Genomic DNA, 12,025 nt, shown 5'->3' on the forward strand with positions numbered 1-12,025 from the left:
AAACGTCACGAGGATTTTTTCCTTTACCGTCAAATCTCTAGCGTTTTTTTCTTATGAACCATCGTTATTTTTTTCTTCTTTGCGCAGTATTCACAACGGCCACATTGGCAGCGCAAACTCGTACCAAAGCTAAGGTTGGTGTGAATACTCAAAATCCCACCGAAAACCTTCACGTGAATGGTACGCTTCGTGTCCAAAAGCTTCCTACTGATAAGGAAGCAGCGGCTATCGGTACTAAGGCGGATGGCTCAGCAAGTGCAAACTTTGATCAGACTTTTAACGCCAAGTACGTAGTTACAGTCGACAAGAATGGTGTGCTAGGTCGTGCTGCTGGAGCTGATCCTTCCTTCTTCTACATGCCAGCTCTTTTTGTTCCCACCAAGAGTGAGCAGTTAGCAGGTTCTCAAGCAACACAAGCTGGAAACGTTTTTTCTATCAATTTGTTTGAGAACTACGCGCATCAGTTTGGTATCTCAAACAAGGCTGGAATGCCTGCTATTGTGAAGAGTAATACTAGCGCTAATCTTGCAGTGAATACTCCAACACAAAGCGACTTTGACTACTTCGTTACCTATTATGATGACACGGTATTTGACAATGTTGCTGTGACTCCCGCTGGTGTGCTTAGCTACACTGTTAAGCCTTCTGCTAAGGTCACTGCCAAGACTTTCATGAATATCGTCTTCAAGAAGAAGCAATAGCAGCTCTTTTAGTCAAGAAACTCTCAATTCCAACACATGAAATTTCTCCATACTACGCTTGTAGGCGGCTTTTCTCTCATAGCACTCTCCTCACTGACAGCGTGTGATGCAACATTTCACGATGATCTCTCAGATTGTCGCCACACTCTTTGGGTGACGATGGCCAATAATGATTGTGCGCCTGTTGGTGCGCAGCCCTCTCGATATGTGGCTCCCAAAGGTAAGGTGCATCTTTTGGCCTTTGACAGCAAAGGTGTTTTGGCAGCAGATACAAGTTGGACACAAACGGAAGCGAGAGTGATAGAGCGAGTACCGCTTCATTCTTTCAATCAGGGCGCATATACTATACTTGGTTGGACAGGTATTGATGAACAGAAGTGGGCGATGCAATCTCTAAAGTTAGGTAAAACTCGTCTTACAGATGTCCTCTTGCAGCAAAATGCTGAGCTGAACAATGACAATCAGAAGCCCCCAATGGGCAATGTTCCCTTGAAACTCATAGATCTCAGCAACTCGCAGCTTTGGGTGGGGCAAAACACTGCGTATTTGAAACTACCTAATCCTGCTGATGTCGGAAGTACTAGCCAAGAAGTAGTGCTTAATATGCACGAGCAAACCTTTCATATCACAGCGGAGATTGAAGTTGATCCAACAACATTTGATGGGAAAAACGATATATCAGCCCATGATTTCGATGTGAGAGTCACAAGTCAGCATCCAAAGTTGCGCATGGATGGTACTCCTACAACCACAGTCGAAGGTGAATCGCAAGATGCTATCGTTCGAGTTAATTATGCTCGAACAGACAAATTACTTACGACTACCTTTACTGTTCCTTCTCTTACTTCGCGTAATAGTAAAGTTCGTCTTGAACTGATTAATCGCACGAATGGTAAGATTGTCGAACAAGGTACGTTTGACCTTTTGGCACTATTAATGCTCCAGCAACAGTTTGATCCTAGTTGTACACGTAATGCCAAGCTCCGATTTGTGCTTCGTGATCGTTGCCTTGACTGCGGAGAATTTAGTTGCTTCTCTGTGTGGGCAAATGGCTTCAAACTTGGCAATTTCAAAGATGCCAATCGCTAATTTAAACTTTACCATATTATTAAAGCTCTGTAGTGAAAACTACAGAGCTTTTTCGTTAGATGCCCTTCCGCATCTATGAGTTGAACAAAAGGTTTTACTGCTATCTATGTAGCGCAGATGCCTAAAGTTTGACTAAGGGCTTCCGCGCAGCGTTCGCCGTCCATAGCTGCAGATACAATGCCGCCAGCATAGCCCGCACCTTCTCCGCAAGGAAAGAGACCTTCTAGACGGATGTGCTGGAGCGTTTCGGGCGTGCGCAAGATGCGAACTGGCGCAGAAGTTCGCGATTCCGTCGCAATGAGAATGGCTTCGTCTGTGAGGAATCCGCGGCTGCGGCGACCAAAAGCCTTGAAGCCTTCTTGGAGACGGGTGGTAATAAATTTGGGCAACCAGAAATGAAGTGGAGAAGCAACTAATCCTGCATTGTAGCTAGATTTAGGAAGGTCGGCCGAAAGACGATTATTAACGAAGTCGGCCATACGCTGCGCAGGTGCAACCTGACTGCGACCGCCTTGTATCCAGGCCGCGCGCTCCAGTGCTTCTTGCACATACATCATACGCAGTGGGTTATGCTTATCATTAAAATCAGTGTGTGCAGCAGCAAACGACTCATCATTCATAGCTTCAAGGAGGAAAGGCATCAGCTCTCCATCAATGTCTTCAGGGCGAGTTTCGACCACCATACCTGAATTAGACCATTTACTACCACGGTTGGCAGGAGACATGCCGTTGACTACCAATTGTTCTGGTCCTGTGGCTGCAGGGACCACAAAACCGCCAGGACACATGCAGAAGCTATACACACCTCGATTCTGTACTTGTTGGACAAAAGAATACTCCGCAGCAGGGAGATATTTGCCACGACCTTGTCGGTTGTGGTATTGAATCTGATCTATTAAATGTGAGGGATGCTCCAAGCGAACGCCCATGGCAAGCGATTTCTGTTCTATTTCTACACCTGCTTGGTGGAGGTAACGGTATACGTCGCGTGCGGAGTGTCCTGTAGCAAGAATGACAGGCCCGTGAAACTCTTTTCCATCTGCTGTGCGGACACCCACGACTCTGTCACCATCCGCAGAAAATAGGAGCTCATCGACTCGTGTTTGAAAATGCACCTCTCCTCCCGAAGATTTAATTTGTTCGCGCATACGCTCAATGATGCCAGGCAAACGATCGGTGCCGATGTGAGGATGAGCATCTGCAAGGATGTCGGTGCTAGCACCATGTTGACAAAAAATGCTCAGAATGCGTTGTACATTACCTCGTTTCTTAGATCGTGTGTAAAGTTTGCCATCAGAGAAAGCTCCTGCCCCTCCTTCGCCGAAAGAGTAATTACTCTCACTATCAACGATATGGTCGCGAGAGATGGCTGCTATATCTTTTTTGCGGCCATTGACGTCGCGTCCACGTTCGAGCACGATGGGGCGCACACCAAGTTCTACTAGTCGGAGTGCTGCAAAGAGTCCACCAGGCCCCGCTCCTACTACAACAGCTTGAGGAGCGCGGCTGACGTCGCCATAATGGATGCGTTCATAAGAAAGACTCGTTGGGTCTTCGTCAATAAAGACTTCGAGGGTGAGATTAACCATTACTTGTCGTTGTCTAGCATCAATGCTACGTTTGACAGGACGAATGGCGTGTATCTGTTGTGGGGAAACCTCTAGTCGTTGAGCGACATCGGTACGGAGATTAGCAGCATCGTAAGCCACTTCAGGAAGAACGCGAAGTTGAAGAGTAGTCATATAGGACGTTAGAGAGTAGACGTTAGAGAGTAGACGTTAGGGAGTAGTCGTTAAAGGGAAGACGAGAGAGTAGACATTATAGATTTGTATTTAGACAAAAGAAAGCGAGACAGGCACGAAAACCTCGAGATTACTAAAGCAAGGAGTAGGAACCTAAAGCCTTTATGTTGAAGTAGAGTGCCTAAAGTTTTTATTTCTAGTATCTAAAGTCTAATTTCTAACGTCTAAAATCAAGATAATCTCTAATTCGCGAAAATACAACTTTTTTTTTGCATATTCAGCAGATAAGGTGTAACTTTGTGGCAAATATCACGCGCGATGGCTAAAATCATAGCTATTGCCTCATACACATCCCTCAGAAAATCATGACAAAAGGAAAAGTAGATGCCTTGTTAGGCATTGTCTTTGGCGACGAAGGTAAGGGTAAAGTCGTGGACTATTTCACCCCTCGCTATGATCTTGTAGCCCGTTTCGCTGGTGGTCCTAACGCTGGCCACACCATCATCTTCGATGACAAGAAGTTTGTGCTTCGCTCAATTCCCTCGGGCATCTTTGACGAAGGAAAGACGAATATCATCGGTAACGGATGTGTGATTGCTCCCGACCTCTTCATGTATGAGGCGCGTGAACTAGAGGTAGCTGGTTATGAGGTTGTGCAGCGTTTGCACATCAGTCGCCGCGCCCACTTGATTCTTCCCACGCACCGAGTGCTTGACCGCGCTTACGAAGCAGCCAAAGGTGAAGGCAAAGTGGGTACCACTGGTAAGGGAATCGGTCCCACTTATAGCGACAAAGCTGCGCGTGTGGGACTTCGTGTCGGAGACATTCAAGGTGATTTCATCCCTAAGTATGAAGCTTTGAAAGCCCGCCACTTGCAAATCTTGAGTGATTTAGGGTTTACAGATTTCGACATCACCGACGAAGAAAAGACTTGGCTCGAAGGTATCGACTATATGCGTCGCTTCCCCCTCACCGACACAGAGCATGAGATAAACCAAGCTTTGGCAGCTGGTAAAAATGTACTGGCCGAAGGCGCACAAGGTTCGTTGTTGGATATCGACCATGGCACTTATCCTTTTGTGTCATCTTCTTCCACTACAGTGGGCGGAGTGTGCACTGGTCTTGGTATTGCACCACAAAATATCGGCCGTGTATGGGGTATCTTCAAGGCTTACTCAACACGTGTCGGTAGTGGTCCCTTCCCTGTAGAGCTTTTTGATGAGACGGGTGAAGAAATCCGTCGTGTCGGTAAGGAATTTGGTGCAGTGACAGGGCGCAATCGCCGTTGTGGCTGGGTAGACCTCGTGGCTTTGAAGTATGCAATTATGGTCAATGGTGTCACTGATTTGGTGATGATGAAGGCCGATGTGCTCGATTCGTTCAAGGAAATCAAGGTTTGTGTGGCTTACGAGAAAGATGGTGAGCGCACTGAGTCTATGCCTTATGATACTGAAGGTTGGGCACCTGTGTATGAAACCCTACCAGGCTGGAATTGCGATTTAACGGGTGTGCGTGCTGAAGCAGATTTCCCCAAAGAATATGCTGATTACATCGCTTACCTCGAGAAGCAACTGGCAACACCTATCTCCATCCTTTCGGTGGGGCCCGAGCGAGATGCTACTATTATCCGCTAACCATCTGTTAAAGAAATGAATTGAGGTTCAGACATCTTCTTGATAGCAGAATTTCAATCTCTTAATAACATAAAAGGATTCCTCAACGGTTCTCGTAGAGGAATCCTTTTGGTGTTTGTGTGGGGTAAGGAGAAGCTACATCAGAATGACTAAGGGAGAATGTCATCTTCCCCCTATTGGTACCTGTCAAATAGCAGGCAGCTGCATCCCACGCACCTTACGGAAGAGATCGAGGGCATAAACATCTGTCATTCCCGAGAGGTAGTCCAGCACAGCCATAACTCGTGTGGAGAGGTCAGGGGAGTGGACCTCATATTGAGCAGAAACATGGCGAAGCAGCAATTGAGAATACGTTTTTTCTGGTGCTGTGACAGCTCCTATCATGAGCGAAAGTAGGGTGTAGATAATGTGATAACCTGAGAGTTCTATATCAGCAACCTCTTTCGAGCGATAGATGCGTTTGCGCGCCACAGCTGCGCACTTTTGGTAAGCAGAGGAGAGTGGTGCAGGGAGTTGACTGATGAGCGAACCTTGAAAAGAGCCTTCTAAAATCTCCGCTTCGTGCTCTACAAACACCTCCACACAAGCACGTTCGAGCGCGTTGATGACGCAGGAACGGAGATAAGCGATTTGATCTCCAGCATCGGTGCCTTCTGGATAGGCTGAACAGAGCGATTTTCTCTCTTCCTCGGAGAAAAAGTCGAGCAGAAGTTGTCGAGTTTCCTCTGTAGAAAGGATGCGTAGTTTGTGAGCGTCTTCGATATCCATCACCTCATAGCAGATGTCGTCGGCTGCTTCGACTAGATATACTAGTGGATGGCGAGCAAAGCGCAGATTTGTCCCCTCTTCTTCTAGCGCAGGGATGCCCAACTCCTTGAATATATGTGCGAAAGCCTCTCGTTCAGCCTCGAAAAATCCAAACTTCGGATGGGTGGCTAGGGAAGAAGAAAAGGGGTATTTAGCGATAGCGGCAAGTGTGCTATAAGTCATCACAAAGCCTCCTGCTCGACGACCATTGAATTGATGGGTAAGCAGGCGGAAAGTGTTGGCATTACCATCGAAGTTGGTGATATCGTTCCACACCTCAATTGGAAGTTTATCTTGAAGATGAAGCCCCTCTCCTTCGGCGAAAAAGGAACGAATGGCTGCTTCTCCTTCATGTCCAAAAGGAGGGTTTCCTAAATCGTGCGCCAAACAGGCTGCACTCACAATGGCACTAATACTCTCGAGCGCAGCGACGTCTTCTCCGGTATAGCGAGGAATGAGTAGACGCGCCACATCAGCTCCAAGCGAACGTCCCACGCTAGAAACTTCGAGAGAGTGGGTGAGACGATTGTGTACGAACACACTCCCAGGCAGCGGAAATACCTGGGTTTTGTTTTGCAACCGGCGGAAAGGGGAGGAAAAGATGAGTCGGTCGTAATCGCGCTGAAACTCAGTGCGCTGTTCTGTTGCAGAGCGTTGAGAATTTTGTTTTCCCCAACGTGCAGAGGAGATGAGTTGATGCCATTTCATATTGCAAATATAGGGGTTTTAAGGAAATACTGCGCCATTGATAGAGAGAATCTGCGATTTTCTTTGTATTTTTGGGGTCGAAGACCCTATTTCTGTAGGCTCATCCCTGCTGTGTCTAAGGGCCTATCATTTACCCAAGGCAATTACTGCCCCCTGTTAGTATTCTCTTAACGTAGACAAGAAAGTGTCTCTCTTAGTGATATGCAAGTAAAAATCGTCAATCAATCGCAACATCCTCTGCCAGAATATGCCACACCTCAAAGTGCAGGTTTGGATCTCCGTGCTAATTTAGGAGCTCCCATCACCTTAGCTCCGTTAGAACGAGTGTTGGTGCCTACAGGCCTCTACATAGCTCTGCCCGAAGGCTATGAGGCTCAAGTTCGTCCACGTTCTGGACTGGCACTGAAACATGGAGTGACTGTGCTCAACACTCCCGGAACTATTGATGCGGACTATCGTGGAGAACTACGTGTCATCTTAGTGAATCTGAGTAATGAGCCTTTTGTTATCAACGATGGTGAACGCATCGCTCAGATGGTCGTGACGAAGCACGAACAAGTGCAATGGCAGCCCGTAGAAGTGCTCGATGACACCGAACGTGGTGCTGGAGGATTCGGACATACGGGAGTTTAGGTATTAGACGATAGGCGTTAGGTATTAGACTATAGAAATTAGATGTTAGAGGTAATCATCTAGCACAGTCAATAAACTTGACCTTAGAAATCTATGTAGTCCAGATCAAGGTCTTGAGACCTCGCCATTCTTTAGTTCTAGACCTCCCCTTGTCTTTTTCTTCTACGTTTCAAGAAATAATAGCATCTTCTCTGTGATTTCAACTCAAAGACTTCTTTCATTTCGTGTCCCCACAGTGCTTTGTTGGACTTTGCTCAGCTTGTTGCTGTTGGGCTGCTCCAACTATGCGCGCAATTACACCCCACCCACCCTCAAAGATGGGGCTATTCGCGCTAGAAATCTTCTTACTGTAGCACAGCGGCGCACGTTTGATGGCATCTATCTCGAAGCGATGCGTCAGAAGTATTTGGGCAATGCTGATGCTGCTTTCGACCTTCTTGATCGTGCTTTGATGATCAATCCGAATGATGCCGACGCGTTATTTCAACAAGGTATGCTGTTGTTGCAGTCGGTGGGATATTCAGACAGTGTGTTGCGCCTTCGCGGAGAGCGACAACTACAGTTGGCTCATCAGTTGTCGCCTTCCAATAAGCACTATCGCGAGATGCTCGGCAACTATTGGACACAGGCTAAGCGTTACGAACGAGCATTGCGACTCTACGAACAAGTGGCTGCCGACGACCCCACGGAGGATAACCTCAAGATGTTAGAAGTGCTCCAAGAACGCACGAGCAACTGGGATGCTGCCTTACAAACGCTTGATAGAATAGCCCTTTTAGAAGGTTATTCTAATGAGTTGATTGCGAAGAAAACGAAGATTTTAGAAATGCAAAATCGCATTTCTGAAGCGGCAACAATGTTGCGCGAATGGAGTGAGACCAACAACGGGGATAATTATCCACGTGTGCTTTTAGCTAATCTCTACCTGCGCAATGGTTATTTAGAGCGCGGCCGAGAAATCATTGACGACATAGCAGCAAGCGATGCTCACAATGAGTGGGTGCCCATGTTACGACTCATTTATTATCGCATCAAAGATGATGCGGTCAGCTATGATAAAACGTTGGGAGCTATTGCCTCTGACACCTTGATGCCCATTGAGCAAAAAGTGCAGACATTCCGAGAAGCCGCAGCTTGGTTACAAGAAGGAAAATATGACAAAGAGAAAGTTTTCCAACACGCTGTGGTAGCGATGAATCAGAGAGAGGCAGGCGGTGTGATGGGCGAATGGTTGGTGGGCTTCCTCCAAGACTTCAAATTTCCAGAAGACCGATTGGCTGTGCCTGCTTTGGCCATATTCCGGGCCAATCCTAATGATGAACGCGCCATCATGGAATTAATCCGTGATGCCGTGCGCAGAGAAGATGCCGAACAGCTTGATACCATTAGTAAACGTGGACGGGAACTGCACCCAGAAAATGCCCTGTTCTACTATTTCGGCACACTGGCAGCACGCAACAAAGACGATGCTGCTCGTGCTAGAGCCATTCTCGAAGCAGGAGTGAAGAACATGTCTCCCACCACAGACAGTGCTGTGGCTTCCCAAATCTACTATATGTTAGGAGATGCCTATATGGACATCAAGCAGCAGAAACTAGCCTTTGCTGCTTATGACTCCTCCATAGTGAAAGATCCAGACAATGTTCACGCGCTCAATAACTATGCCTATTTCCTTACCACTCATGGCATCCAACTCCGTCGAGCAATTAAACTTGCCCAACGTGCCACTGAGATTGAGCCGCACAATCCTAGCTACCTCGACACTTACGCATGGGCATTATACAAAGCTGGCAAATATGCCGAAGCAAAGGGAGTGATTGACTCCATGTGGGTGGCTTTCGCACTGCCAGATCAAGAGATTCAACCCGATGCCGACTATTATGATCGTGCTGGCGAAATCTATTTCAAAGCGGGTGCCAAGAAAGAAGCGCTACGGATGTGGAAAGAAGCTTTGCAGCTTACTTCCGACCGCAAACTCCAGCGCAAGTTGCGTGCGAAATTGAAGAAGATGCGATAGCTTAATCGAATAATCGTTTGACGACTCCTTCCATACCTCCACAAACTCACATACTAGGTAATCAACTATTTCCAATCTTCACACAAAGAATTTTACGATGAAAAAAATACTCTTCCTCTTTGCACTCGTGGCACTCCTGACAGGGTGTTCCACCTTTCGCAATGATCAACCCTATCGTCCGAACGAACCTCTTGCAGTGACCGCTAAAATTTCTGCAGATTTAGAAGCCAACACCCTCAACCAAAGTTTGGGCGGCACGCTTCGCCTCCAGCGCGACCGACAAGTCCAGCTTTCCCTCAGTAAATACGGTATCGAGGGTGCGCGCATCATTTTCACGCCCGATAGTGTCATTGTGCTCGACCGCATCAACAAACGTTATCTTAAAGACACCTACGTGGCACTCAATAGCATGCTCACAGAGATGCCAGCCCTCAACTTCGACAAGGTACAACGCTTTTTTTGGAACGATGACCGCAAGAGCACAGAGACTGCAGATTTCAATGTCATGGGGTTCGTACCTGTAGAACTTTACATCCATCGCAATAAGACCACCAATGTACGTGGTTTCCGCATCGCCCGACACACGGTGTTCTCCGTCAGTGCTTTCGAAAAAGAGTTTAAGCTGAACTTGAAGCTCAATAAAGTGCGTATCAACTACGATTGGAACAGTCATGTGCACATCCCCACAGGCTACACTCCCATGAAGCCCGAAGCGATCTTGAAGCTCTTCAAATAGTTCGCCACTCTCGTCACGAATCCTTGATGCTTAGGTTGGGAGGATAACCTGCACCGCCTAAGACTTTTCTTCCTATCTCTTCACATCTTATAATGTATAAGCTCTTTCTATCCTTGTTGCTGAGTATTTTGTGTTCCACTACTACCATGGTGGCACAGACTTCACGGCGAAAAAACACGACTACTACGGCGGTGAAATCCAGGAAAACCACCAATACTAAAACAACAAAGATTAAGAAAGGGGTGAAGAAGGGCAAGACGAATGCCGTGCCTAGTAATGAAGGCATTCGCAAACTCCAGCATGAGCAAGCCAACCTCAAACAGAAGATGGCAGAATCTCAAAACCAACTGGCTACTACACGCAAGGATGTGAAGGCACAGCTGGCGACTCTCCAAATGATCAATGGGCAAATCTCCGATCAGCAGAAGATTGTCACTGGACTTCAAGTGCAAATCGACACCCTCAATCGCCGCATCGACACGCACGAGAAGGAGCTTCGGGAACTTGAAGCTGATTTGGCAGAATGTAAGCGTCGCTACACGCGAGGTGTTCTCTATATGTATCGCAATCGGTTGACGCAAAACAAATTGATGTTTATCTTCTCGGCCGATAATTTCCGACAGATGTATCGCCGCTTGCGCTACACTCAAGAGTATGTGAAGTATCAGCGGGTGCAAGGCCATATTATTGCTGCCAAAGAACAAGCAGTGCGTGAGAAACGCAACATTCTTTCGGGAGAACGCACCACTCAGCATCACTTGCTCTCACAAGGTAAAGCGCAGCAAACTATCCTCGAGGGACAACAGCGCAACCAACAGGTGGTGGTGACAGACCTCAACAAAAAACAAGCAGAGCTTCAAGCCACCCTTGCGCAACAACAACGCCAATTCAATGCGCTCAATGCCAAGATCGATCAGTTGATTCGTGCTGAGATTGAAGCTGCGGAACGTCGTCGCAAAGCCGAAGAAGCACGTCGCGCGGCAGAAGCCGAAGCGCGCAAAAAAGCGGCGGAGGCAGCACGAAAAGCAGCTGAAGAGCGTCGTCGTGCAGCCGAGGCGGCACGCAAGGCAGAAGCGGAAGCACGAAGAGCAGAGGCAGAAGCGCGCCGCAAAGCTGCAGAAGCGGAACGTAAGGCAGAAGAAGCACGCCGTCGTGGTGAAGAGCGTGCGGCAAGAGAGGCTCGCGCAGCCCAAGCACGTGAAGAAGCTCGTGCTGCGGCACAGGCCAAGGCTGCTGCAGCTGAAGCGCAACGCGCACGTACAGCTACGGAAGAAGCCAATCGTGCCACTGCCACTGCCCAGCAAAATGCAGCTGCGCCCAGCGATGCCCGACTTTCAGGCAGTTTTGCATCCAATCAAGGTCGCCTGCCCATGCCCATCACTGGCAACTACACCATTTCAAGCCATTTCGGGGCTTACAATGTGAATGGTCTTAATGGGGTCACCCTCGACAACAAGGGTATCAATCTCACAGCTCCAGCTGGAGCACAAGCCCGCTCCGTGTTTGATGGTGAAGTCACGGCTATTTTCTCGATGGGAGGCATGACGAATGTCCTCGTACGTCATGGTAGTTACATCACGGTCTATTGTAATCTCGCAGGTGCTTCCGTGAGCCAAGGTCAGCGTGTATCAGCTCGTCAAGTTCTCGGCAATGTGGCGCGCGATGCTTCGGGCAATTGCACACTCCACTTCCAACTTCGTCATGAAACTCAGAAGCTCAATCCTGAGCGTTGGCTGCGACGTTAGGAGAGTGTCAGTCATGATTAGGCCTTGCTCGGCTTTGCTGAAGGACTTCGGTGCTTACATTGAGCATCACTCTTAAACTTCTCGGAGGTAGTTCTCACTATCTCCGAGAAGTTTTTTCTTTCCCCACCTTTTAACTCCGTAGGTAATGGGCGTTGTCAGCAAAAATGCGGTATTGTCCGATATTTGTGACTTCGTAAGCTCCATTGTTCTTGT

The 12,025-nt window shown here is 47.8% G+C and carries 9 protein-coding genes; 7 read left to right on the top strand and 2 right to left on the bottom strand.

The genetic code is table 11. The annotated features are described in order from the left end of the window. Nucleotides 1-53 precede the first annotated feature (53 nt). Nucleotides 54-701 carry a lipase chaperone gene (locus HMPREF9999_RS02450; protein ID WP_009436724.1) on the top strand — a complete coding sequence of 216 codons (648 nt, stop codon included), beginning with the start codon at nucleotides 54-56 and terminating at the stop codon, nucleotides 699-701. Nucleotides 702-737: 36 nt separating this feature from the next. Next, nucleotides 738-1,790, top strand: a complete 1,053-nt coding sequence (locus tag HMPREF9999_RS02455) for a FimB/Mfa2 family fimbrial subunit (protein ID WP_009436725.1) — start codon at nucleotides 738-740, stop codon at nucleotides 1,788-1,790. 104 nt (nucleotides 1,791-1,894) lie between these two features. On the opposite strand, the gene HMPREF9999_RS02460 is transcribed toward HMPREF9999_RS02455, so the two are convergent. Further along, the gene (locus HMPREF9999_RS02460) at nucleotides 1,895-3,532 is read right to left on the bottom strand and encodes an NAD(P)/FAD-dependent oxidoreductase (RefSeq protein ID WP_009436726.1); all 1,638 of its coding nucleotides are present in this window, start codon (nucleotides 3,530-3,532) and stop codon (nucleotides 1,895-1,897) included. Nucleotides 3,533-3,897: 365 nt separating this feature from the next. Here HMPREF9999_RS02460 and HMPREF9999_RS02465 point away from each other — a divergent pair, with 365 nt between their 5' ends. Continuing rightward, nucleotides 3,898-5,166 (top strand): adenylosuccinate synthase, encoded by a 1,269-nt coding sequence (locus tag HMPREF9999_RS02465; protein ID WP_009436727.1) that lies wholly within the window; start codon nucleotides 3,898-3,900, stop codon nucleotides 5,164-5,166. Nucleotides 5,167-5,352: 186 nt separating this feature from the next. Here HMPREF9999_RS02465 and dgt read toward each other — a convergent pair whose 3' ends face one another. Next, nucleotides 5,353-6,681, bottom strand: coding sequence for a dGTP triphosphohydrolase (gene dgt, locus HMPREF9999_RS02470; RefSeq protein WP_009436728.1), 1,329 nt, complete (start codon nucleotides 6,679-6,681; stop codon nucleotides 5,353-5,355). A gap of 201 nt (nucleotides 6,682-6,882) precedes the next feature. On the opposite strand from dgt, the gene dut reads away from it, so the two are divergent. From dut to HMPREF9999_RS02490, 4 genes are all read left to right on the top strand, one after another. Then, nucleotides 6,883-7,314 carry a dUTP diphosphatase gene (dut, locus tag HMPREF9999_RS02475; protein WP_009436729.1) on the top strand — a complete coding sequence of 144 codons (432 nt, stop codon included), beginning with the start codon at nucleotides 6,883-6,885 and terminating at the stop codon, nucleotides 7,312-7,314. A 193-nt stretch (nucleotides 7,315-7,507) separates the two neighbouring features. Beyond that, complete coding sequence (locus HMPREF9999_RS02480) at nucleotides 7,508-9,331, top strand: hypothetical protein (protein WP_044062959.1); 1,824 nt, start codon at nucleotides 7,508-7,510, stop codon at nucleotides 9,329-9,331. A 97-nt stretch (nucleotides 9,332-9,428) separates the two neighbouring features. After that, on the top strand, nucleotides 9,429-10,067 hold the full coding sequence (locus tag HMPREF9999_RS09865; protein ID WP_009436731.1) for a DUF4292 domain-containing protein: 639 nt from the start codon (nucleotides 9,429-9,431) through the stop codon (nucleotides 10,065-10,067). 92 nt (nucleotides 10,068-10,159) lie between these two features. Further along, the gene (locus tag HMPREF9999_RS02490) at nucleotides 10,160-11,812 is read left to right on the top strand and encodes a murein hydrolase activator EnvC family protein (protein ID WP_052316467.1); all 1,653 of its coding nucleotides are present in this window, start codon (nucleotides 10,160-10,162) and stop codon (nucleotides 11,810-11,812) included. The last annotated feature ends 213 nt before the right edge of the window (nucleotides 11,813-12,025 follow it).

It is taken from the genome of Alloprevotella sp. oral taxon 473 str. F0040 (genome assembly GCF_000318095.2).
Classification (GTDB): Bacteria; Bacteroidota; Bacteroidia; order Bacteroidales; family Bacteroidaceae; genus Alloprevotella.

Excerpts from the sequence above, each read along its gene's own strand:
- HMPREF9999_RS09865 (WP_009436731.1), top strand. The coding sequence starts at position 9,429 with ATGAAAAAAATACTCTTCCTCTTTGCACTCGTGGCACTCCTGACAGGG.
- HMPREF9999_RS02455 (WP_009436725.1), top strand. The coding sequence starts at position 738 with ATGAAATTTCTCCATACTACGCTTGTAGGCGGCTTTTCTCTCATAGCA.
- HMPREF9999_RS02450 (WP_009436724.1), top strand. The coding sequence starts at position 54 with ATGAACCATCGTTATTTTTTTCTTCTTTGCGCAGTATTCACAACGGCC.
- HMPREF9999_RS02460 (WP_009436726.1), bottom strand. The coding sequence starts at position 3,532 with ATGACTACTCTTCAACTTCGCGTTCTTCCTGAAGTGGCTTACGATGCT.
- HMPREF9999_RS02490 (WP_052316467.1), top strand. The coding sequence starts at position 10,160 with ATGTATAAGCTCTTTCTATCCTTGTTGCTGAGTATTTTGTGTTCCACT.
- HMPREF9999_RS02465 (WP_009436727.1), top strand. The coding sequence starts at position 3,898 with ATGACAAAAGGAAAAGTAGATGCCTTGTTAGGCATTGTCTTTGGCGAC.
- dut (WP_009436729.1), top strand. The coding sequence starts at position 6,883 with ATGCAAGTAAAAATCGTCAATCAATCGCAACATCCTCTGCCAGAATAT.
- dgt (WP_009436728.1), bottom strand. The coding sequence starts at position 6,681 with ATGAAATGGCATCAACTCATCTCCTCTGCACGTTGGGGAAAACAAAAT.